We start from the raw sequence: 23652 nt of genomic DNA on the forward strand, positions 1-23652 counted from the left end.
GCGAGTGGCGGGTCATCTCCGATCGCGTGCAGGCACCCTCGGGGCTCGGCTACGCGATGGAGAACCGCCGGATCGTCTCGCAGGTCGTTCCCGAGCTGTTCCACGGCGCCACGCTGCACCGCATCGAGCCCTACTTCGACGCTCTGCGCGAAGCGCTCATCGCGGCGGCACCGGATGCCCGCCCCGATGCACGCGTCGTGGTTCTCACCCCCGGCGCCCTGTCAGAAACCGCCTACGACCAGGCATTCCTGGCGGGCATGCTCGGCTTCCCGCTCGTGCAGGGGGCAGACCTCGTCGTGCGAGACGGCAAGGTCTGGATGAAACCCGCAGGATGGCCCGAGGTGACACCGCGGGAGCGCGTCGACGTCATTCTGCGTCGCGTGGATGCCGAATGGTGCGACCCCCTCGAGCTGCGGGGAAACTCGCAACTCGGCGTCGCGGGGTTGACCGAGGCGGTTCGCCGGGGCGGCGTGCGCCTTGTCAACGGGCTCGGCGCCGGTGTGCTCGAGAACCCGGCGCTGCTTCCGTTCCTTCCCGCGCTGTGCGAGCGCCTGCTCGGCGAACAGTTGCGCCTCGCGTCGACGCCGACCTGGTGGTGCGGCGATCCTGACGCTCTGGACCTGCTCACCCCGCGGCTGCTCGGAGCAGACCCGACGGTTGTCGTTCGGGCCATCGACGGGCCTCGGACACCGCTCGACGCATCCGACCCCGCCCGGCTCGTCGACCGCATACGGCACAGCCCGCACCGTTTCGCCGCGCAAGAGCTCCTCCCGCTCTCGCAGGCACCGACGTGGCGCTCGCCCGGCCAGGTCGACGCGAGGCCGGTGGTGCTGCGAACATTCACGCTCCGGCATCAGTCGACCTACCGTCCGCTCATCGGCGGGCTTGCCACCGCCGTCGCTGACGCCGCACTTCCGACCGCATCGAAGGACGTGTGGGTTCTCAAGGCCGATCCGGCGGACCTCGATCAGGGCTTGCCGGACGCCACAACGGTCGCCGTCGTCCAGTCAGTCCCCGAGGTGGCCCCGCGCGCACTCGACGACCTGTTCTGGTCGGGACGCTACGCGGAGCGCGCTGAGGATCTGCTGCGGCTCGTTCTCGCGATCCGATCGGATGCCGATCAGCTCACCGCACCCGGATTGACCGCGGCGCAGAGCACCCAGGTGCTCGTGGGCGCGACGCAGCGCCTGTGCGGCACGCGGTGGCTCGACCTCGACGACGAGTTCCGGTCGGTACTGCTCGACGGCGCTCGTCCCGGCTCGGTGGCGCACTCGCTCTCACGCTTGCGGACGACCCTCGAGGGAGTGCGCGATCAGCTCTCGGCCGACACCTGGCGGGTGTTCGCCGCCACCGATCGCGCCGGCGCTGCCCTGCGGATCACTCCGCACGCCCACGGCATCGGCGAGGCAGCGGGACAGATGCTCACGGCGCTTCTGGCGCTGCAGGGCACCTCGGCGAACATGATCCGCGATGCCGGCTGGCACATGATCGAGACCGGGCGGGCCATCGAGCGCGCGCTGCAGATCGGCATCCTGCTGCGAGCGACGATGGTCGACCGCCTCGTCGGCGACGTCGAACAAGAAGTTCTCGAAGCTGTGCTGCGTGCCAGCGAAAGCGTGGTCACGCACCGCCGCCGGTACCGCGGCGGGCTCTACGCGAGTGGCGTGATCGATCTGCTGGTCCGTGACCCCGAGAACCCCCGATCACTGCGATTCGCCGTGGCGCGCATCCGGGAGCACCTGGCCGCCCAGCCGCTGTCGACCGGGTCGACTCGCCCCGAGCGACTGCTCGATCAGCTCGAGGCCCAGATCGCGGACGTACAGGTCGCCGACCTCGCAATGGCCATCGATGACCGCCGGTCGACGCTCCACGACACCCTCACGGATGCCGACGCTCAGCTGCGCGAGATTGCACGGGCCATCGAGGCGCTGCACTTCTCCGCCGGTCCGCCGTTGCAGACCTACGCGTCACTGTCGCTGACCGAACTCACGGGGGCACTCTCGTGAGGAGCGACGCATGAAGTACGCCGTGTCGCACCGGACCGTCTACGAATACAGCGACGATGTGCGCAACAGTCTCGGGCTTGCGCACGTGGCCCCGAGACCGGTCGCGTGGCAGCAGATCGCGTCGCACACGGTGACGATCGATCCCGAGCCGAACGACATCAGCCACGAGCGGGATGCCTTCGGCAACGTCGTGACGTACTTCCACGTCACTGTGCCCCACACGCGCCTGGTCGTCGACGCGCGCACCGACGTGACCGTCGAAGCACCCCGCTATGACGGTGCGGCGCTGGCGCTGCCCTGGGAGCAATCGCGTCCGGTGCAGCATCCTGATGCGCCCGGCGCCTGGGCCGCCGCGGAGTTCGCTGTGGAGTCCCCGAAGGCTGAGCACGTCACCGACGCCCACGCGTATGCCGCGGCATCCTTGACCCCCGGGCGACCGATCGGCGAAGCGGCCACCGACCTCATGCACCGCATCAAGGCCGACTTCGACTACGACAAGACGGCGACCACGGTCACCAGCTCGGTAGCCGAAGTGTTCCGGACGCGTGCGGGGGTCTGCCAGGACTTCGCGCACCTCGCCCTCGCGTGCCTTCGCAGCCACGGAGTCGCGGCGCGCTACGTGAGCGGATACCTCGCGACCCAGCCGCCGCCCGGTCGCGAGCGGATCGTCGGCGCCGACGCCTCGCACGCATGGCTCGCGGTCTGGATGCCGGGATCTGACGAGTGGCTCGCGATCGACCCGACCAACGACCAGTGGGCTAACGACCGCTACGTCACCGTCGCCTGGGGGCGGGACTACGGCGATGTCTCCCCCGTCAAAGGCATCATCTTCACCACCGCGAAGCGTTCGACCCTGCGCGTTTCGGTCGACGTCGCCCCGGCATCCTGACGACTCCGCCCCACCGGCCCCAGGTCGCAACGGCGCAGTTTGTGCGCGACACGCCGGCATCCAGCCCGTCCGCCCGGCGCGCCGCCGACTCCATGCGCCGTTGCGACCTGCGCGCGGACGCGGATCGCCGCGAGCGCAAGCCCTCCTGACACGTCGTGTTCGTGTGCGAGGATTCGCCCGTGAAGTCCTACACCTGCCGGGTCTGCGGCAATCGCCTGTTCTTCGAGAACTCGGTCTGCGTCTCATGCGAGACACCGCTGGGATACTCCCGCGCCGAGCGCGACATCGTGCCGCTCGATACCGACGACCGCACGTACACGGATGCCGAGGGTGGCGTCTGGCACGTGTGCGCAAACCTCGGGCTATCGGGCTGCACCTGGCTCACGACGGATGCCGGCGGGCTGTGCTTCAGCTGCGGACTGACCCGCACCCGTCCCAACGACGCCGACCTCGAGGGGATCTCGAACTACGCTCCCGCCGAACGCGCCAAACGCCACCTCATCGCGGAGCTCGACGAGCTCGGCATCCCGATTCTCGACCGCACCGACGACCCCCGCGGCGTCGCCTTCGACCTGCTCTCGAGCGTGGCGGAACCGGTGACGATCGGGCACGCTGACGGCATCGTCACGATCGACCTCGCCGAGGCAGAGGATGCGCACCGCGAGAAGGTGCGGGCGATGCTCGACGAGCCGTACCGCACGATGCTCGGTCACTTCCGCCATGAGATCGGGCACTACTACGAGTCTTTTCTCATCACCGACGACCAGACGCGCGACCGCGCACGAGAGCTCTTCGGCGACGAGTCCGAGGACTATCAGGCGGCGATCGATCGCCACTACGCCGAAGGTGCTCCGGATGACTGGCAACAGCACTTCATCTCGCAATACGCGACGATGCACCCGTGGGAGGACTTCGCCGAAACCTGGGCCCACTACCTTCACATCAGCGACAGCATCCAGACCGCCGAGGAATTCGGCCTGCTCCGCCCCGCGCCGACCGCCTCGTTCCGCGAGCGCGTCACGAAGACGTGGATGCCACTGTCGACCGCTCTGAACATGATGAACCGGTCGATGGGCTACGACGACCTCTACCCGTTCGTCCTGTCCACTCCGGTGCTCGACAAACTCGACTTCGTCGCAGGCCTCGCGGCAGACGCGGCGGCCGGCTCAGTCAAAGACTCGTCGGCAGGGGACGTCGAACCCGAGTCCGGCGCGTAGCCAACTCCTCAATCTCGGCGCCAGGAAGCTGCGTTTCCGCTCCGCGGCGGCTGTAGGACCCCGGCCTTGAGGAGTTCGCCACCGGGAACCCCGGGCTAGCGTGATGCGCGCGAGCGCCGGCGAACGTGGTCGAGAGCGATGACGGCGAGCCCCGCCGGAACCGTCGTGGTGGACGCCAGCACCGCATCGGCAGTGTGCCCGTCAGCGGTCTGCGTGACGATGCACGTTGCGCCGGCGGGCACAGCCGGCAGGGTCACCACCCGGGTCGTTCCCGCCGGAGTGCCGGCGGCGAGCGTTCCCGAGTTCTCGACGACCGTCGTGCCGTCGTCACACCGTGCGGTCACCGAGACGGCGCCCTGGAGGCCGGCTGCCGCACCGGTGACTGTCACATCAGCGGCGAACCAGCCGGCGGCCACCGCAGTGATCGCCGCGTTGGCGCGGATCGGAATCGTGGCTTGTGCAGCGAGGATCAGCTTCTGGGCACTCGTGCGGCCGGGATTCCCGCCGTCGTACAGGAACACGTTTCCGGCCACGACGGTCTGGGATGTCTCCAGGCTGAATCCTTCGTCGGCGACCGTCGCGGCGTAGCGAGCCCAGAGCGACGAGCCCTGCGCGACCGAGGAGCCATCGGGGACGGGGACCGTGCCGGAGGCATCCGAGAACACGTCGATGCCCCGCGTCGAGAGCGTCGATGAGCTCACCGACCCGCCGACCGCGAACGGACCCACCACATCACCGGTCGTCGGCGCCGTCGCGGTGTCGGGCGTGATCGTCAGGGTGGGAAGCGGTGGCGCGGGGGTTGATCCGCCGGCCAGGGCAGCCTGGGTGGCCGCCACGATCGCCGCGATGGCATCGTGCTGGGCGGGATAGCCGAAACGCGGCACGACGAATTGATCGGTGAAGTACCAGATCGCCCCCTACACGGCGGCTACCTTCTCGGCATCCGTCGACAGCGCCGGCGCCCCGGGCACCACGGGGTAGTACTGGTTGAGGATGTAGGTGACGTAGTCGAGATTCGGGACGTTCGCCGAGGTCCAGTCGCCGAGTTCATAGTGCACACCGATCTCGGTCTCGGTCGCCAGGTCGATGCAGTAGGTCAGGATGTCGCCCGGGCTGCTCGAGCTCGGGTCGTTGAGCACGATCTGCGCTGTCTCGACCGTCCTTCCCGAGCCGGTGATCGTCGTCGGGTAGGGGGTTTGCGGGTCGGTGATCGCCGTCTCCTGGGCTCCGAACAGACCGCTCTGGTGCCGCATCGCGACGACCGTGGCTTCGGTCGAAGCCCGCGGGGGATCGCTGACGCCGGGACCGTTGCCGGGCTCCGCGAGGGCGGGTGCGGCGCCGATGCCGACGAGGAACGCGGTGAGAAGAGTCGCGGCGAGGACGGTTGGGGTGGCACGCATGGGATCCTCCGTACGTCACTCTCGCACGTCCGCGCTCACATGTGTGCGCTCCGCGTCACCCGCTCACCCGGTCTCGCCCCTCACCCAGCGTCAGGCTCACCGTCGTAGTAGTCCACGGCGTCGTCGTCACGGAAGAGCATCGTGGGGCGGGCGGTCGTGTACGCCATCGTCTTTCGCGAGTCCGGGTAGCCGATCACGTCCTGTTCGGATGTCGTGTCCAGGTCGACGTACCGGAGCGGCTCACCGCCGGTAGCCGTCATCCGGTGCGCGCCCGCCGGCCCGGGTGGAAAGACGACGACCTCCCCCGGGCCGATGTCGAATTCGGCACCCGGGGTACGCACCCGACCCGTTCCCGACAGGATGACGTAGGCCTCGGTGACGCCAGCGTGCCAGTGATATGGGTACGCCGACTGACCCGGCGGGATCTCCATGAATGAGACCTGTAGCTGAGTGCCCTCTTTGGGAACAACGACGTGCTTGGCGAACGTGAACCGTCCACGGTCGCCGTGCCGGGCCTCGAAATCGTCCTGCCGTCCGTGCACCACCTGGTCGAATGCCATGGTCGCTCCTTTGCTCACCGTCACGGTACTCCCTTGGGGGCGGCGCCGCCCGGTTCGTCTGTCAACTCGCTGGGGCAGCCCCGTTCGCGTCGACGTTCTGCGTCAGGGCCGGGACGAACCCCGCGATGCACAGCGTCGCTAACTCCTCAAGATCGGGCCACCTACCGTGGCCGCAGGCGCCCCACGCAGCATCCGTCGCCCGTTCTGAGGAGTTCGCTGCGGGCTGGGACCGAGACCGCCCCGGATGTCGGTGGGGCGGGCGAAGATAGGGGGATGGCGGATGTGCTCGAGAGGTTCGGTCCTGCCACGCAGGATTGGTTCCGCGGCGCATTCACCGCACCGACCCCGGCTCAGGCCGGCGCGTGGGAGGCGATCTCGGCCGGCCGTCACGCGCTCGTGGTCGCACCGACCGGTTCCGGCAAGACCTTGTCGGCGTTCCTGTGGGCCATCGACCGCGTGTTCCGCGAGAAGGCCGACGCCCCGCAGGATGCCGCGGGCACCCGCATCCTCTATATCTCACCGCTCAAGGCGCTCGGCGTGGACGTGGAGCGCAACCTCCGCTCGCCGCTCGTCGGCATCGACCAGGCAGCCCGCCGACGCGGGCTGAGCCTCCCCGGGGTCTCGGTCGGCGTCCGCTCCGGAGACACCCCGTCGACGGAGCGCCGCAAGCTCGTCGCGACGCCGCCCGACATCCTGATCACGACCCCCGAGTCGCTTTACCTCATGCTCACGAGCCAGGCGGGCCGCACCCTCACGGGAGTTCACACGGTCATCGTCGACGAGGTCCACGCCGTGGCCGCGACCAAACGCGGCGCGCACCTGGCCCTCAGCCTCGAGCGCCTGGACGCCATGATCCGCGCCGAGAGGCCGGATGCGGCATCCGTGCAGCGCATCGGCCTATCGGCGACGGTGCGACCGATCGACGAGGTTGCCCGGTTCCTCGGGGGCGCAGCCCCGGTCGAGATCGTCGCGCCGCCGGCATCCAAAACCTTCGAGATGCGGGTCACGGTCCCGGTCGAAGACATGCTCAACCCACCGCCGGCCGCGGCATCCACCACGGGCGGACCTGGCGTGAGGTCGACGGATGCGACGGCACCGACCTCCGGACAAAGCGAAGACTGGTATTCGCCATCCGGCGGAACACCCCCACGCCCCGAGAACACGGAGATGACGGGATCGGTCTGGCCTCATGTCGAAGAGGCCATTGTCGACCGGGTCCTTCAACACCGGTCGACGATCGTGTTCGCCAACTCGCGGCGGCTCGCGGAGCGTCTCACCGCGAGGCTCAACGAGATCTACGCAGAGCGGCTGGGTATCGAGCTCCCCGAACCGACGATCGCGGCAGCGATGCCCGCGCAAAGCGGCCAGACGGCTGGGGCTGATGCCGTGCTCGCGAAGGCCCACCACGGGTCCGTCTCGAAAGAGCAGCGCGCACTCGTCGAAGAGGAACTCAAGTCCGGCATCCTGCGTTGCGTCGTTGCCACGAGCAGTCTCGAGCTCGGCATCGATATGGGAGCTGTCGACCTCGTCATCCAGGTCGAAGCGCCGCCGAGCGCGGCATCCGGCCTGCAGCGCATCGGCCGCGCCGGTCACCAAGTGGGCGAGATCAGCCGGGCTTCCCTGTTTCCCAAGCACCGCTCCGACGTGCTGCACACCGCGATCGTCACGGAGCGGATGCTCGCGGGTCAGATCGAGGCGATCCAGGTGCCGCAGAATCCGCTCGACATCCTCGCGCAGCAAACCGTCGCAGCAGCGGCCCTCGCCCCGCTCCACGTCGAGGAGTGGTTCGAGACCGTCAAACGAAGCGCCCCGTTCCGCTCGCTTCCGCGCTCGGCATTCGAAGCCACCCTCGACCTGCTCGCCGGCAGGTTTCCCTCAGACGAGTTCGCAGAGCTCCGTCCGCGCGTCGTGTGGGATCGGGATGCCGGAACCCTCACCGGCCGCCCGGGCGCGCAGCGCATCGCCGTCACGAGCGGTGGGACGATCCCTGACCGCGGCATGTTCGGCGTGTTCGTCGCGGGCGAGAGCCAGAACGCGCGCGTCGGCGAGCTCGACGAAGAGATGGTTTACGAGTCGCGCGTGAACGACGTCTTCACGCTCGGCACGACGAGCTGGCGCATCGTCGAGATCACCCACGATCGCGTCAACGTCCTCCCCGCATACGGCCAGCCGGGGCGGGTGCCGTTCTGGCACGGCGACGGGATCGGCAGGCCCGCGGAGCTCGGGGAGGCGCTCGGAGCCTTCACGCGTGAGATCTCCACTGCGCCACCTCCTGCCGCCGACGCGCGACTGACGGATGCCGGGCTCGACGCGAACGCGAAGACCAATCTGCTCGCGCACCTCGCTGACCAGCGCGAAGCCACCGGGACGTTGCCGACCGATCGAAGCCTCACTGTCGAACGCGGCCGCGACGAGGTCGGCGATTGGCGTGTCATCCTGCATTCCCCGTACGGCATGCAAGTCCACGCGCCATGGGCGCTTGCGGTCAACGCGAGGATCCGGGAGCGGCTCGGTGTCGAGGGATCCGCCGTTGCGAGCGACGACGGCATCATCGCGCGCGTTCCCGACACCACGAGCGAGCCGCCCGGCGCCGAGCTGTTCGTCTTTGACGCCGACGAGCTCGAGCCACTCATCACGCAAGAGGTCGGCGGGTCTGCCCTGTTCGCGTCCCGTTTCCGCGAGTGCGCGGCCCGGGCGCTTCTGATGCCCCGGATGAATCCGAACCGCCGTAGCCCGCTGTGGCAACAGCGGCAACGGTCAGCCCAGTTGCTCGAGGTAGCCCGTCGGCATCCGACATTCCCCGTGATCCTCGAAACGCTGCGCGAAGTTCTACAGGACGTGTACGACGTGCCCGCGCTGCTTCGGATCGTCCGGTCGATCGCCGACCGCCGCATCCGCCTCATCGAGGTCGAGACTCCACAGCCCTCGCCGTTCGCGCGAGACCTGCTGTTCGGCTACGTCGGCGCGTTCATGTACGAGGGCGACTCGCCCCTTGCCGAACGCCGCGCCGCCGCGCTGGCCGTCGACCCTGCACTGCTGTCGGAGCTGCTCGGCACCGTGGAGATGCGCGAGCTTCTCGACCCCGACGTCATCACCCAGTTCGAATCCGAGGCGCAGCACGTCGCGCCGGACCGCCGCGTCCGCGGGCTCGAAGGCGTCGCCGACCTGCTCCGGCTGCTCGGACCGCTGTCTGGCGCAGAGGTAGCGGCACGGCTGCAGGCGGTATCCGGTGCCGCCGAGACGGAAGCAGCCGACCTCGAGCACACCGGAGCGGCCGCGACAGTCGCCGAGGCCACGGCTCACCTCGAGACGCTCGTCGCCAGTCGCCGTGCGATCGAGGTCACGATCGCCGGTGTCGATCGGGTGGCGGCCATCGAAGATGCCGGACGCCTGCGCGACGCCCTCGGCATTCCGCTGCCCGTCGGCATCCCGGTTGCGTTCCTCGAACCGGTCGCAGACCCGCTCGGCGACCTGGTAGCCCGGCACGCCCGCACCCACGGACCCTTCACCACGGATGCCGTCGCCGAGCGACTGGGCATCGGGACCGCCGTCGGGCGACTGACGCTGCAGCGACTCGAAGCGCAAGGTCGCGTCACGAGCGGCTACTTTCTCCCCGCCTCGTCGGCACTCGACGGCGGCGAGAACGAGTGGTGCGACTCGGAAGTACTGCGTCGGCTGCGGATGCGCTCGCTCGCAGCGATCCGAGGAAGCATCGAGCCCGTGCCGCAGGAGGCACTCGCCCGGTTCCTGCCCGCGTGGCAGCACCTGACCCGCCCGCTCGAAGGCGTCGACGGCGTACTCGCCGTGATCGAGCAACTGGCCGGCGTGCCGATTCCCGCCAGTGCATGGGAGTCACTCGTTCTGCCGAGTCGCGTTCGCGACTATCGCCCCGCGCTGCTTGACGAACTCACCGCTACGGGGGAGGTCATCTGGTCGGGGCACGGAACCCTCCCAGGACGCGACGGGTGGATCGCGCTGCATCCGGCCGACGCCATCGCCCTGAGCCTCCCGACCCGACCCGACGACGACATCGCAGCTGAGTCCCTCGAGGCACGCATCCTCGACGCGCTCGCCGGCGGCGGGGCGTACTTCGCGGGGCAGCTTCGGAGTCTCACTGACGCCGCTAACGAGCAGTCGGTGATCGAGGCGCTCTGGGCCCTGACGTGGGCGGGCCGGGTCACAAATGACACGTTCGCTCCCGTGCGCGGTCTGCTGTCGGGCGGGTCCCAGGCGCACCGCAGCGCCAGGCGCGCTCCCCGTGCGCGAATGTTCCGCGGGTCATCCATCGCGGCCACCCTCCCCCGTTCCATCACAAGCGGCGCGCGCGCGAGCGTCGGCGGTGTGAGCGCGGGAGCTGGCGGTCGCTGGTCGCTTCTTCCCGACCCGGAGCCGGAGCCCACGGTGCGGGCCGCCGCGACTGCCGGCATCCTGCTCGACCGCTACGGGGTCGTCACCCGCGGCTCTGTCCAGAGCGAGGCGGTCCCGGGCGGATTCGCGCAGGTGTATCGCACGCTCGCGGATGCCGAACGTGCCGGCCACTGTCGCCGCGGATACCTCGTCGAAAAGCTCGGCGGGGCACAGTTCGCGGCATCCGCTACCGTCGATCGCTTGCGCGAGTTCTCCGCGGTTGCCGACCCCGCTCCGCTGGCCGCGATAACCCTGGCTGCCACCGACCCCGCGACCGCATACGGTGCTGCGCTCGCTTGGCCGACCCTCGAGGGTGTCGGTCATCGCCCTGGCCGCAAGGCTGGAGCCCTCGTGACGCTCGTCGACGGCGAGCTCGCGCTGTATCTCGAGCGCGGCGGCAAGTCAGCGCTCGTCTTCAGTTCCGATGACGCGATAGTTGCCGCGGCCACAGCCAACCTCGCCGAGACCGCCCGGGCACGGCACCTCGACACGCTCACTGTCGAGCAGGTGAACGGTGACCCGATCTTCGGGACGGCCTTCGCCCGCGCCCTGCGCGAGGCAGGCTTCGTCGAAACCCCGCGCGGCCTCACTCTGCGCAAGACCTCGGGGTCGCCGCGTGCCTGAGGGTGACACCGTGTTTCGTGCGGCGCGGATGCTGAACGCGGCGCTCGCGGGCGACACGGTGACCCGTTTCGATCTGCGCGTGCCGCAGCTGGCTACCGCGGACCTCACCGGTGAACAGGTCCACGGGGTGCTGCCGCGCGGCAAGCACCTCCTCACGCGCATCGGGCCGTGGACGCTGCACTCGCACCTCAAGATGGAGGGCGAGTGGCACGTCTACCGTCCCGGGGAGCGCTGGCGGGCGCCGGCGTTTCGAGCTCGGGCAATCGTCGGAACGACGGATGCCGAAACTGTCGGATTTGACCTCGCCGAGATCGCCCTTGTTCCGACCGATCGCGAGGACGAGCTTGTCGGTTACCTCGGGCCCGACCCCCTCAGCGACAGCTGGGATCTCGACGAAGCGGCCAGGCGCGTGGGCGCGGACCCGCGAGAGATCCACGTCGCGGTGCTCGACCAGCGCAACGTTGCGGGGTTCGGAAACGTGTACGCGAACGAGATGCTGTTCGTGCGCGGCATCCATCCCGAAACACCGGGAACTCAGGTCGACGCGCGTGCCCTGCTCGAGGTCGGAACGCGAATGATCCGCGCGAACCGCGATCGCGTCGAGCGCACGTTCACGGGCGTCGATCGGAGGGGCGAGCGGATGTGGGTCTACGGCCGGGAGAAAAGGCCATGCCGTCGATGCGGAACGCCGATTCTCGCCGGCGCACTCGGTGCCGACGCCACGCGGGAACGGAACGTGTTCTGGTGCCCGCGCTGCCAGACCTGACGGTCGCGGGCAGCCGGCAGCGACCGCGGGATCAGTGACCGATGTAGCGGCCCGGGCGGTGGTTCATCGCCAGCACGAGGTTGAGCACGACGGCGCCGAGGGCGCTCAGCACCACGTTGGGCCACGGCACCACCAGCAGTGCCGCGGCAACGATGATGACGTCGAAGATCATCTGGGTCCAGCCTGCCCGGAATCCCCAGCGATCCTGCACGATGAGTGCAATGATGTTGATCCCGCCGAGGCTCGCCCGGTGCCGGAACAAGATCAGCAGACCCACCCCGGCCAGGAGGTTCCCGCCGAGGGTGCCGTAGATCGGGTTGAGGCCATCGATAGCGAAGAGGGCGTGGTGCACTACCGACCACCCCGAGACCATTGCGATCGCGATGACGGTCCGGATCGTGAAGCTCCAGCCGCGCTGCCACACCGCGAGCACGGCGAACGGAAGGTTGATGATCAGGAACAGCATCCAAAACGGCAACCCGGACGCGTACTGGATCAGCAGCGCGAGTCCCGCCGTGCCGCCGGTGACCGCTTCCGAGGACTGCAGCAGATAGAGCCCCAGTGATGCGGTGAAGGTTCCGGTGAGGATGCCGAGGATGTCCTCGGCCGGCGAGTGCGCGGTAGCTCGCTCATCGAATACGAGGGTGCGGGTGGCCTCCGGAGACGGGGTCGAAGGCTGATTCGGGGTCGCCGGATCAGCCTGCTGCGCGTCGCCGAGATCGTCGGTTGGCATGCCTCCCATTCTCTGCCAATCCGAAATCGAACCCGTTCCGAAGAATTGTCAAGCCGGGAGACGACGAACCCGAGATCCGGCACCATTGCCGCTACGAAGCAATCAGCGGCAAACGGATGCAGGGGAATGAATCTCCGTACCACGGCGTTGGGGAAGGTACTGGGGACGAACGGCCCCGTGGAGGAGATCGTGGGCAAGAACTACGTCGACATCGAAAACGACCACGGCGAGACGCTGCGGTATCGCAAGCACGCCAACGGGCGAGGGCTGATCGCGCACGGGGCCAAGGTGCACCCGACGGCGATCGTCGAGGCTGGGGCGTATGTCGAGCCGGGAGTTCAGATCGCTGCTGGCGCCCGAATCGGCCGCGGCGTGTGGATCGAGTCTGACGCGCTCATCGGTCCGGAGGTCGTCGTTGCGCCGCACGCGCACATCGGCCCGGGAGCGGCGATCGGCGCCGGCTCCAAGATCGGCATCCGCACCGTCATCGGCGCCCACGCGCGCGTGGCGGTCGGCTCGCTTCTCGGCGACGACGAGACCGTCGGTGAGAACGAGCGGGTAGCGACAGATCGTCGCGGCCTCCGGCTCGCCGCCTGAGCTGGGCAACCTCATCGCCATTGTCGTGGCGGTAGCCTGACGGGATGGCCAGGCGCGACCGATCTCCCCGATCACGTGATGCGCCTGTGCCACCTGACACGCCTCCGGCTGAGCTATTCCGGTTGGGAGCTGTGCCCGGGGCGACGCCGGGAAAGTGGATTTCGCTGTGGCGAGAACGGATGCCGCGCACGCGCCTGGAGCTGGTGGAGATCAGCCCGGCCTCGCAGCGTGACCAGTTGGTGGCCGGGAGCGTCGATGCGGCGCTGGTCCGACTGCCCATCGACAAGACCGACCTCCATGCCATCCCGCTCTATGACGAGGTCCCGGTGGTGGTCTTCTCAAGCGACTCGGCACTGTCGGTGGCCGAGGAGCTTACCCCCGAGGACCTGGCGGGCGAGGTCCTCATCGTCCCGGAGGATGACGTCCTTCGGGTGACAGTCCCGGGAACCCTCGAGCCGCGTTTCGTGACCCCGACGGACACGAAGGCGGCTGTCGAACTGGCGGCGGCGGGTGTCGGCATCCTGATCGTCCCGATGTCGCTCGCACGGCTGCATCACCGCAAGGACGTCACGTATCGGACCCTCGCGGGCGGTCCCACCTCGAGCATCGCGCTGGCATGGGTAGCTGAGCGCACCACACCCGAGGTCGAGGCCTTCGTCGGCATCGTGCGCGGCCGCAGCACCCGTTCCTCCCGCTCCTAGCGGCGGATCAGGCGCCTCGGCTATTCGCGACGGTAGGAAGAATCCGCGGCGTAGGATGTTTAGCCCCCAGAACCCACCTACCTGCGTGATTTCTCCTACCTCGGGGAGGGCCGCAACCGGATCAGGTGGCGCCCTGGGGCGGATGCCGAACCAGCTCGACCCGCTCGCGAACGTAGGTCTCGGCATCCGCGTAGCCGCCGGCCATACTCCAGCGCACGCGAAGCTGCCCGTCGCTCACTGCGAGCGGCGCTATCTGTGTTGATGGCTGCTCACCGAGGGTCGAGGTGTCGATGCGCCGCCACCCGAGGTGGACCGGGGTGCCGGGCAGGATGCCGCCACGAAACGCCGCCTCGGCGAGCCCAGCCCGCGCACGCTGGGACTCCGCGGTGTATCCGCGGCGCGCCGGCTCCCGCGACCTCACGATCTCGCCGGTCGCGTAGAGGTCGACGGGGCCGAGCAGGAGCACGCCGAGATGCCATGCCTCATCGCGGAGGACGACCCTCGGTGCGCGCGGAATGCCCAGCATCCGTGGTGTCACTACCTCGCCGAGCAGCTCCCGCGGCGCCGCGGCGAGTTCAGCTCTGGCCCACGCGAGCAGACCGGACAGATCAGCTGGTTTCACCGCGCTAGACCGCGTCATCCAGCTCGGCGGGAACGCGGCTGACGCGCTCGCCTCGCAACAGCATTCCAATGAGCGGATAGATCAGCACCGACAGCATTCCCGCGGTCACGAACAGGGCTGCCTGCGCCGAGGTGAGGAGATTCTCGTCCACGCCGATCGCGGTGACGGCGACGATGATCGGCAGGCCCGTCGCACCCAAGAGACCAAGAGCGATCCGATCGCGCACGCGCGACCCCGGCGGTGCGACGAGCATCGACGGCACACCGCGCACGATCAGCAACGCCACGAGGACGACGGGCACGAACAGCAGCAGCGCGGGGTTTGCCAGCAGTGCCGCGAGGTCGAAGGTGACGCCGGTGTAGATGAAGAAGATCGGCACGAGGAATCCGAAGGCGATCCCCTCGATCTTGCTCTCGACAGCCTCACGGTTCTCCTCGGATGCGTCGCGCATCATGAGCTGCCACACGATTCCTGCGGTGAACGCCCCGAGCAGGATGTCGAGATCGAGCGCAATACTCAGGGCGAGCAGCGCCCCGAGGATCAGGAACACGACACGGATCGCGTACTGTCCCGACGTGTGCAACGTCGCGCTGACCACGCGGTGCATCATCCCGTGCGGGATCCGGAAGGCGAGCCAGATCGCAAGCCCCGCGATCACGAGGAAGGCAGCGAGCACGATCGAGGCGACGCCCGGGTCTCGCCCGCCGAGGAAGACGGAGATCGCGACCAGCGGACCGAACTCGCCCACCGCGCCGACTGCCGCAACCGCCTTGCCGAACGGAGTCTTCAGTTCGCCGGCGTCGCGAAGGATGGGAAGGATCGTCCCGAGGGCCGTCGACGACAGCGCGATGCCGATGATGATCGCCGCGCCCAGCGGGCCGACGAGCAGGCCGATCAGGATGCCGATCCCGAGCGAGAGCAGCCATCCGACCGCGGCGTTGCGGCCGGTTCGCCCGCGGAAGGCCGTGAAGTCGAGTTCGGATCCTGCGACGAAGAACAGCATCGCGAGTCCGAACTGAGCGAGGGCCGCGAAGAAGTCGACCGGCTCCACCCAGGCGAGCACGGACGGCCCGACCAGGATGCCGAGCACGAGTTCGAACACGACGATCGGAACCGCGAACCACCGCCCGATCACCCGGGTCAGCAGCGGTGCGAGCGCTGCCAGCAGCGGGATGATCAGGAGATTCGCGGACATCCCTTCACGATAGCGAGCACCAGCCCGGGCTCGGGTCAGGGGCAACCACCGGCACGAACCCACACTCTTCTGCGCGAACCCACACGATCCGCACGCAGAAACGGGTGGGCTCGCACCCAAACCTGTGGGTTCGGCGCTCGGTTCGGGGCTCGGGTCAGGGGCGAGCGGGGGCGACGATCGCGGCGGAGTCGGGGGCGAGGGTGATTACGGATGCCGCGCCCGACGGGTCGGGGCCGGATGCCGCGGTGATGACGGGCTCGACCTCACCCCCTCCCGCGCTCAGCAGGATGACGGCATCCGGCGCCACGGCGAAGGTGTGCGACGACCCGGTGAGATTCACGAGGACCGATAGCTCACCGCGCTGGAGCACGAACCACCGCGCCCGCGGATCATCGCTGTCGGCACCACTCCCCGAAAGCGCATCGCAGTCCGCGAAGGCGGGATCTGTCAGCTCGGGCCGCGCGCGACGCACCGCGGCGAGGTCGCGATACAGCTGCAGCAGCCGCGCGTGGTCGACCCCCACCTCCGGTGAGGTGGCTGCCTCTGCCCAGTCCAGCTTCGAGCGGTGGAAGGTCTCGGGATCCTGCGGGTCGGGGACGATCGCCGGGTCCCAGCCCATTTTCTCGAACTCCTCGATGCGACCCTTTGCGGTAGCTTCCCTCAGCTCGGGCTCCGGGTGCGAGGTGAAGAACTGCCACGGCGTGGATGCTCCCCATTCCTCGCCCATGAACAGCATCGGCGTTCCGGGCGTAGTCAGTGTCAAGACCGCTGCGACGGCAAGCCGGTCGGTGGAGAGGGACTGGCTGAGCCTGTCGCCGGCGGCGCGATTACCGATCTGATCATGGTCTTGGCCGAAGGTCACCAGCCGCCAGGTGGGAACCGTCGGTGGGATCGGGAAGCCGTGGTCCCGCCCCCGGAACGACGAGTAGGTGCCGTTGTGGAAGAACCCTTCGGTCCAGACCTTGGGGAAGGCGCCCAGCGCGCCGAAGTCCTCGTAGTACCCCACGGTCTCGCCGCTGACTGCGACATGGAGCGCGTGGTGGTAGTCATCGCTCCACTGTGCGGTGAGACCGTACCCGCCGGCTTCCCGCGGCAGGATCAGAGTCGGGTCGTTCAGATCGGACTCCGCGATGAGCGTCAGCGGCCGACCCTGGTGCGCCGAGAGGGCATCGGCGGCCTCGGCGAGCTCCTGCAGGATGTGGGTCGGGCTCTCATCATGGAGGGCATGCACGGCATCCAGCCGCAGCCCGTCGACGTGGTAATCGCGCAGCCACATGAGGGAGTTCTGGATGATGAACTCGCGCACCTCGCGCGCGTCGAGGTTGACCGACAGTCCCCACGTGTTGCGCGCCGCATCACGCAGGTACGGGCCGAACTCGGGCAGATAGTTCCCGCTGGGGCCGAGGTGGTTATAGACGACGTCCTGGATGACGGCCAGCCCCGCGGCGTGCGCGGCATCCACGAACCGCTGATAGGCGGCGGGGCCGCCGTAGGCCTCATGGACCGTGTACCAGAGCACGCCGTCGTAGCCCCAGTTCCAGACGCCGTTGAACCCGTTGACCGGCAGCAGCTCGACGTGCGTGACCCCGAGCGAGATCAGGTGATCGAACCGCTCGATGGCGGCATCCAGGGTGCCTTCGGGAGTGAAGGTTCCGACGTGCATCTCGTAGATCAGGCCGCCGGCCAACTGACGTCCGGTCCACGAGCCGTCGGTCCACGCGAAGGCTTCGGCGTCGAAGAACGCCGATGCTTCGTGCACTCCCCGGGGCTGACGCCGCGACCGCGGATCGGGGCGCAGCGCGTCGCCGTCCCCGAGGACGAACCCGTACTCGTCACCATCAGCAAGCTCAACGTCTGCCGTCCACCATCCGCGCTCACGCACGGTCATCTCCGCGTCGGCATGGCCGGGTCGACGCATCCGTACCCGCTCCGCTCGGGGAGCCCAGACCTCGATCATGCTTCCTCCGCTTCTCTGGAACCCGAGACACCGGAGCCTGTGTGAGAAACCCCGTCACGTGCGGTGTCTCGACGCTTCTCGGGTGTCTGACGTGTCAGGAGCGCGACAGGAAGCGCGCTCAGCACCTCGCCCAGGGGCACGTCTCCGCCGGGATAGGCCCGGCCCGTGAGCGCATCGGTCCAGGTTCCGCCCGGAATCAGCATCCGGGTGTCGCCCCAGCCGCCCCCCGCCACCAGGCCCACGGGCAGCCGGGTGGCGACGGCGATCGCCCCACCCCGGTCGAAAGCTATGGCGTGCCCGGACGCCGAACCCAGCACCTCGACGGGCAGATAGCGCGTGAACAGCTCGGGCCGGTCGCGCCGCAACCGCAGCGCGCGCGAGGTTACCAGCAGCTTCGCTGCCCCCGAAGCGTCGATGGCGGGAACGTTCCCCTCGGACTCGCCACGGTCGAGCTCGGCGAGCATCGCCGCGCGCTTCGCGAAGTCGACAGCGCGACGGTTGTCGGGGTCCACCAGAGAGGTCTCCCACAACTCCGACCCCTGGTAAACGTCGGGAACTCCGGGCCCAGCCACCTGCACGAGCTTCGCAGACAGCGAGTTACTCCACCCCGGCTGCGCGATCTCGGCGACGAAAGCCTCGACCAGTTCCCTGGCTTCACCGTACGCAGCGTCGACGACGGCGTGCATCCGGCGCTCGAAGTCGGCATCGGGATTCCACCAGGTCGTTGCCTCTGCCGCTTCCCGTGCTGCCTTCTCGGCGTAGGCGTGCAGGCGCTCAGGAGTGGCGGGCCACGATCCGATGATCGCCTGCCACAGCAGGGCGTCGAACGGCCCGTGTCCCGTCGAGGCGATTCCTCGCAACTGTTCGAGCACGTTCGCCCAGCGATGCGGGATCTCGGCGAGCACCGAGAGGCGCGCCCGCACGTCCTCCCCGCGCTTCGTGTCGTGCGTCGACAGGGACGTCATCGATGTCGGCCGCTGTGCCTGCCTGCGGGCAAACGCCTCGTGGAGCCCCGCGACCGATAGCGAGAACACCGACGGATCCCCGCCGACCTCGGTGAGGGTGCCCAGGCGCGTGGCCCGGTAGAACGCGGTGTCTTCGACGCCCTTGGCCATAACCGGGCCCGTCGTCTGCTGGAAGCGGCGGGCCACCTCGAGCGCCGGGTCTGCCACGAACGGCGAGAGCGTATCGATCGCCGCGGCCAGGTCGGGGCGGCGAGCGGATGCCTCGGCCAGGGCTTCATCGAGTGCCTCCCGCCCGGCGGGGAGGTAGGAGCGGTAGACGGGGAAGCAGGCGAGGATCTCAGCCAGGGCATCGGCGGCATCCGGAGCAGCGAGCGCCACGTGCTCGGGCAGACATCGCACGAGTCGGGCGATCTCGCTGCCCTGGATCGTGTCCGCGATCATCCGCTTGGTGTCGTGGATGAGATCGGGCCAGGGTTGCGCCGGTCGCAGGCCGGTCGCGCGGCGCAGCCGCTCGTCGAGGGCGTCAAGGGCACCCTCACCGTCAGGGTCGATGAGGACGCGGTCGATCTCGGCCATGGCGTCGTACCCGGTCGTGCCGTCGGTGTCCCACCAGGCCGGCAGCAACTCAGGATGCTCCGTCGCGCTGTGCTCGAGGATCTTCTCGACCAGCGTGTACCGGCGGCCGGTGAGCGAGCCGAGCCGTTCGAGATAGCCGCCGGGGTCGACAAGCCCGTCGGGGTGATCGATGCGCAGGCCATCGGCCAGCCCCTCCCGGAACCACCGCGCCACCTCTTCGTGGGCCTCGTCGAAGACCACCGGGTCTTCGACGCGCACTCCCGCCAGGGTCGAGACCGCGAAGAAGCGCCGGTAGTTCAGCTCGGATGCCTCGAGCTGCCAGAACATCAGCTCGAAGTGCTGTCGAGCGAGCACCTGGCGGACGGCATCCGGGTACGACGTCGCTTCCGCCGGCGCGGTCCCCTCCGCGAGCGGGAACTCGTGGTCGAAGTAGCGCACCGTGCCGTGGGGCGCGAGCGCCGTCGGCGCCGGATCCACCCGGATCTCCATCGCATCGATGATCTCGTCGGCGTCCGACCCGAGGACCGGCACTCGCACCTTTCCGCCGCCGAACTCCCAATCGATGTCGAACGCTGCGGCGTACCGCGAGTCGCGACCACGCAGCAGCACGTCCCACCACCACGGGTTCTCGGCGGGCACCGCGATCCCCATGTGGTTGGGAACCGTGTCGATGAGAATGCCGAGGCCCGCGGCGCGCGCGGCAGCGGCGAAGCGTTCGAGTCCCTCCGCCCCGCCGCGGGCGGGGTCTACGCGGGTCGGGTCGACGACGTCGTATCCGTGATCGGAGCCGGAAGTCGACTGCAACAGCGGGGAAAGATAGGCCCAACCGACGCCGAGGTCGCGCAGGTACCCGGTGACGGCGGCTGCGGCATCCAGGTCGAACGCGGCGCGGATCTGCAGGCGGTAGGTCGACTCAGGATGCATCGCTACCTCGACAGTTCTTCCTTGGGGGCCGCTCCCGGGACCTCGTCGATCGAGACAGTTCCGGTGGCCAGGGAGGCTGCGACGAACCTGTCGACCTCGACCTCTTCCTCGACGTGCTCGCACAGCACGACCACCGACTTGGCAGCGAGGTCCACTGCCGCGCCCGGATGGACCGGCTCGGTGTTGGCGAGCGTCCCGGCGGTGTCGACCAGAACGTCCCAGTTGGGGCTGAATTCGACATCCGGGAGCGTGAACTCGACCGGCTCGTCGCCGGCGTTGAAGAGCACGAGGAAGTGCAGATCGGTGATCGGCTCGCCACGGCGGTCGCGCTCACGGATGCCGTTCCCATTGAGGAACACGCCGATCGAGCGTCCGAATCCGGAGTCCCAGTCTTCCGGCTGCATCTGCGTGCCGTCCGGCCGCAGCCACACGATGTCGGGGATGCGCTCCACTTCTTCGCGGCGGACGGGACGCCCGTCGAAGAAGCGGCGACGCCGGAACGTGGGGTGATCGCGGCGCAGGCGGGCCAGTGCCGACGTGAAATCGATCAGACTCGCGTCGACGTTCTCCCAGTCGATCCAGGTGATCTCGTTGTCCTGGGCGTAACCGTTGTTGTTGCCGCCCTGCGTGCGCCCGAGCTCGTCGCCGTGCAGCAGCATGGGCACACCCTGCGACAGCAGCAGCGTCGCAATGAAGTTGCGCTGCATCCGCTCCCGCAGTTCGTTGACCTGCGGGTCGTCGGTGGGACCTTCGACCCCGAAGTTCATCGACCGGTTGTCATCAGCGCCGTCGCGCCCGTCCTCACCGTTGGCCTCGTTGTGCTTCTGCTCATACGAGACGAGGTCGCGCAGCGTGAACCCGTCGTGAGCTGTGACGAAGTTGATGGATGCCACCGGCCAGCGCCCGGAGTGCGCATACAGGTCGCTCGAACCGGTCAGTCGGGAGGCGAACTCCCCGAGCGCCTGCGGCTCGCCGCGCCAGAAATCCCGGACGGTGTCGCGGTACTTGCCGTTCCACTCCGTCCATTGCGGCGGGAAGTTCCCGACCTGATAGCCGCCGGGACCGACATCCCAGGGCTCGGCGATGAGCTTGACCTGACTGACCACGGGATCTTGCTGGACGAGTTCGAAGAACGTGGCGAGTCGATCGACGTCGTAGAACTCGCGGGCGAGGGTCGCAGCGAGGTCGAAGCGGAAGCCGTCGACGTGCATCTCGAGCACCCAGTACCGCAGCGAGTCCATGATCAGCTGCAGTGCGTGCGGGTTGCCGACGTTCAGGCTGTTGCCCGTGCCGGTGTAGTCGGTGTAGTACCGCTTGTCGTCATCCTCGAGGCGGTAATAGGCCTCGTTATCGATGCCGCGGAAGGAGAGTGTGGGACCCAGGTGGTTGCCCTCTGCGGTGTGGTTGTAGACGACATCCAGGATGACCTCGATACCGGCTTCGTGCAGGGCGCGCACCATGCCCTTGAACTCCTGCACCTGCTGCCCCCGCTGCCCCGACGAGGAGTAGGTGTTCTGCGGCGCGAGGAAGGCGATCGTGTTGTAACCCCAGTAGTTGGAGAGGCCCTTCTCTTCCAGCATCGAGTCGTTGATGAACTGGTGCACCGGCAGCAGCTCGATCGCCGTGACCCCGAGCCGCTTGAGGTGCTCGATGATCAGCGGGTGCGCGATGGCGCTGTAGGTACCGCGGATCTCATCCGGAATGTCAGGATGCCGCATCGTCAGCCCCTTGACGTGGGCCTCGTAGATGAAGGATTCCGAGTACGGGATTCGCGGCGGCCGGTCACCGCCCCAGTCGAAGAAGGGATTGATGACAACGCCCTTCATCATGTCGGCGGCGGAGTCTTCGTCGTTGCGCGAGTCGGGGTCGCCGAAGGTGTAACCGAACACCGACTGACCCCAGTTCACCTGCCCGTCGACAGCTTTCGCGTAGGGGTCAAGGAGCAGCTTGTTGGGGTTGAACCGCTTGCCGGATGTCGGGTCGTACTCGCCGTGGACGCGGTACCCGTAGCGCTGCCCCGGTGCGATGTTGGGGAGGTACGCGTGCCACACGTACGCATCGACCTCGAGCATGTCGACGCGTGTCTCCCGACCGCGCTCGCCGAACAGGCACAGCTCGACTCGGTCAGCGCCCTCACTGAAGAGGGCGAAGTTGGTTCCGTTCCCATCGAAGGTCGCACCCAACGGATACGCCGACCCTGGCCATGTCTGCACGGCACCCCTTCCTGGTGGGATTCCACCCTAGTCGAGCAGGGTTTCCCGGTGGGGGTGGTTGCTACCGGGAGCTCAGCCCTGCTAGAGCGGCGGAAGATCAGACCTCGAGAGTTCGCGGTGGAGCCGGACGGATGCCGTGCACCTGACGGTGCAGGCGCTGCATCCGTTCGTCGAGTTCTGCGGCGCTTGCCGCGGCATCCTTCAGCTCCGCAAGCAGAGTCTCCGGTACCTGGCGGTCGAACTTGTAGTAGATCTTGTGCTCGAGGCTCGCCCAGAAATCCATCGCGATCGTGCGGAACTGGACTTCGACCGGCACGTCGACGCGCCCGGTCGAGAGGAATACGGGAACCCGCACGATCGCGTGCAGGCTCTTGTAGCCATTGGGTTTCGGATCGGCGATGTAATCCTTCACCGAATGCACCTCGATGTCGTCCTGCTGGGTGAGCAGGTCGAACAGGCGGTACGTATCTGCCACGAAACTGCAGGTGACCCGGATGCCCGCGATGTCGGTGATGTGCGCTCGGATCGAGTCGAAGTCCCCGTCGATGCCCTTACGACCGACCTTGGCGACGAGACTGTCGGCGGATTTCACGCGGCTGGAGATGTGCTCGATCGGGTTGTAATCGTGCAGTTGCAGAAACTCGTCGCGCAGGATCTCGACCTTCGTCTCGATTTCCTTCAGGCCGAACTGGTACGGCAACAAGAAGCGCTGCACCTCGTCGCGGGCGGCCCTCAACTGCGAGAGCGAGACAGTCACCTCATCGGAAGCCGGGTGCGAAAGCTGCGAGGTCGCGGGGTGCATGGCCGACGCGTGACTCATGCCGCCAACCTACGGACCGCGGGTACGAGATCGCTGTGAGTCCGGCGTCCGAGCGCGACCCCCTCCCCGCCCGCACGGACGCGAGGGGGAGATCAGTCCAGGACGGACGCAGCCTGACGAGCGGCGCCGAGCGCCACGTACTCACCGGGCGACGGAACCTCCACGGGCATCCCGAACACCGCCGGGGCGATCTCGCGAACTGCTTCGGACTGAGCGCCGCCACCGATCAGTACCGCGCGGCGAAGCGGCACATCGAGAGCGCGCAGGGCGTCCAGGCCAGCGCCGAGCCCAGACAGCATGCCTTCGACGGCGGCGCGGGCCAGGTTTTCGCGTGTTGTCGAGGCGAGGGTCATGCCGGTGAGGGCAGCTGTCGCATCCGGCAGATTGGGCGTGCGCTCCCCCTCGAAGTACGGGAGGAGGGTCAGGCCCGCGGCTCCCGGCTCGGCGGCCAGCGCTAGCTGTACTGCCCAGGCAGGTTGT

The 23652-nt window shown here is 68.3% G+C and carries 18 protein-coding genes; 7 read left to right on the plus strand and 11 right to left on the minus strand.

The annotated features are described in order from the left end of the window. The 3 genes from B4F19_RS09520 to B4F19_RS09530 all read left to right on the plus strand — a co-directional run. Window positions 1–2006, plus strand: a 2006-nt coding sequence (locus B4F19_RS09520) for a circularly permuted type 2 ATP-grasp protein (RefSeq protein WP_292734445.1), incomplete at its 5' end; no start/stop codon positions are given. 10 nt (window positions 2007–2016) lie between these two features. Then, a complete protein-coding gene (locus B4F19_RS09525; protein WP_292727782.1) occupies window positions 2017–2895 on the plus strand; it encodes a transglutaminase family protein in 879 nt (292 codons plus the stop codon). Window positions 2896–3074: 179 nt separating this feature from the next. Beyond that, window positions 3075–4112: a zinc-binding metallopeptidase family protein gene (locus B4F19_RS09530; RefSeq protein ID WP_292727783.1), complete on the plus strand. Its 1038-nt coding sequence runs from the start codon at window positions 3075–3077 to the stop codon at window positions 4110–4112. A 95-nt stretch (window positions 4113–4207) separates the two neighbouring features. On the opposite strand, the gene B4F19_RS09535 is transcribed toward B4F19_RS09530, so the two are convergent. From B4F19_RS09535 to B4F19_RS09545, 3 genes are all read right to left on the minus strand, one after another. Next, window positions 4208–4996, minus strand: a complete 789-nt coding sequence (locus B4F19_RS09535) for a DUF5979 domain-containing protein (RefSeq protein WP_292734448.1) — start codon at window positions 4994–4996, stop codon at window positions 4208–4210. Between the two features lie 33 nt (window positions 4997–5029). Beyond that, on the minus strand, window positions 5030–5512 hold the full coding sequence (locus tag B4F19_RS09540) for a hypothetical protein (RefSeq protein ID WP_292734451.1): 483 nt from the start codon (window positions 5510–5512) through the stop codon (window positions 5030–5032). An 80-nt stretch (window positions 5513–5592) separates the two neighbouring features. Continuing rightward, on the minus strand, window positions 5593–6072 hold the full coding sequence (locus tag B4F19_RS09545; protein ID WP_228177378.1) for a cupin domain-containing protein: 480 nt from the start codon (window positions 6070–6072) through the stop codon (window positions 5593–5595). Window positions 6073–6345: 273 nt separating this feature from the next. Here B4F19_RS09545 and B4F19_RS09550 point away from each other — a divergent pair, with 273 nt between their 5' ends. Both B4F19_RS09550 and B4F19_RS09555 read left to right on the plus strand, forming a co-directional pair. Further along, a complete protein-coding gene (locus tag B4F19_RS09550; protein ID WP_292734453.1) occupies window positions 6346–11103 on the plus strand; it encodes an Lhr family ATP-dependent helicase in 4758 nt (1585 codons plus the stop codon). Further along, window positions 11096–11869, plus strand: a complete 774-nt coding sequence (locus B4F19_RS09555; protein WP_228177380.1) for a DNA-formamidopyrimidine glycosylase family protein — start codon at window positions 11096–11098, stop codon at window positions 11867–11869. Before B4F19_RS09550 ends, B4F19_RS09555 begins: the two co-directional genes overlap by 8 nt. A 31-nt stretch (window positions 11870–11900) precedes the next feature. Here the strand turns inward: B4F19_RS09555 and B4F19_RS09560 are convergent, their stop codons facing one another. Further along, complete coding sequence (locus B4F19_RS09560; protein WP_228177381.1) at window positions 11901–12602, minus strand: YitT family protein; 702 nt, start codon at window positions 12600–12602, stop codon at window positions 11901–11903. Between the two features lie 189 nt (window positions 12603–12791). Between B4F19_RS09560 and B4F19_RS09565 the strand changes: the two genes are divergently transcribed. Both B4F19_RS09565 and B4F19_RS09570 read left to right on the plus strand, forming a co-directional pair. Next, on the plus strand, window positions 12792–13199 hold the full coding sequence (locus B4F19_RS09565) for a transferase (protein ID WP_374198000.1): 408 nt from the start codon (window positions 12792–12794) through the stop codon (window positions 13197–13199). A gap of 86 nt (window positions 13200–13285) precedes the next feature. Further along, window positions 13286–13900, plus strand: coding sequence for a LysR family substrate-binding domain-containing protein (locus B4F19_RS09570; RefSeq protein ID WP_292734456.1), 615 nt, complete (start codon window positions 13286–13288; stop codon window positions 13898–13900). Between the two features lie 121 nt (window positions 13901–14021). On the opposite strand, the gene B4F19_RS09575 is transcribed toward B4F19_RS09570, so the two are convergent. From B4F19_RS09575 to B4F19_RS09605, 7 genes are all read right to left on the minus strand, one after another. After that, window positions 14022–14540 carry a glutaminase gene (locus tag B4F19_RS09575; protein WP_292734459.1) on the minus strand — a complete coding sequence of 173 codons (519 nt, stop codon included), beginning with the start codon at window positions 14538–14540 and terminating at the stop codon, window positions 14022–14024. Continuing rightward, entirely contained in the window at window positions 14527–15717 is a 1191-nt protein-coding gene (locus B4F19_RS09580) for a cation:proton antiporter (protein WP_228177385.1), read from the minus strand. The genes B4F19_RS09575 and B4F19_RS09580 overlap by 14 nt, the downstream gene beginning before the upstream one ends. A 154-nt stretch (window positions 15718–15871) precedes the next feature. Beyond that, window positions 15872–17674, minus strand: coding sequence for a malto-oligosyltrehalose trehalohydrolase (gene treZ, locus B4F19_RS09585; RefSeq protein WP_292727795.1), 1803 nt, complete (start codon window positions 17672–17674; stop codon window positions 15872–15874). After that, window positions 17671–20139 carry a malto-oligosyltrehalose synthase gene (gene treY, locus B4F19_RS09590; protein ID WP_228177387.1) on the minus strand — a complete coding sequence of 823 codons (2469 nt, stop codon included), beginning with the start codon at window positions 20137–20139 and terminating at the stop codon, window positions 17671–17673. Before treY ends, treZ begins: the two co-directional genes overlap by 4 nt. Before the next feature lie 2 nt (window positions 20140–20141). Beyond that, window positions 20142–22352 (minus strand): glycogen debranching protein GlgX, encoded by a 2211-nt coding sequence (glgX, locus tag B4F19_RS09595; protein WP_292734462.1) that lies wholly within the window; start codon window positions 22350–22352, stop codon window positions 20142–20144. A gap of 97 nt (window positions 22353–22449) precedes the next feature. Then, the gene (locus tag B4F19_RS09600; protein WP_292727800.1) at window positions 22450–23172 is read right to left on the minus strand and encodes a GTP pyrophosphokinase; all 723 of its coding nucleotides are present in this window, start codon (window positions 23170–23172) and stop codon (window positions 22450–22452) included. 92 nt (window positions 23173–23264) lie between these two features. Beyond that, on the minus strand, window positions 23265–23652 hold a 388-nt coding region (locus B4F19_RS09605; protein ID WP_292734466.1), incomplete at its 5' end, for an FGGY-family carbohydrate kinase.

Origin of the sequence: Microbacterium sp. UBA1097 (genome assembly GCF_002313585.1) — a bacterium.
GTDB lineage: Bacteria > Actinomycetota > Actinomycetes > Actinomycetales > Microbacteriaceae > Microbacterium.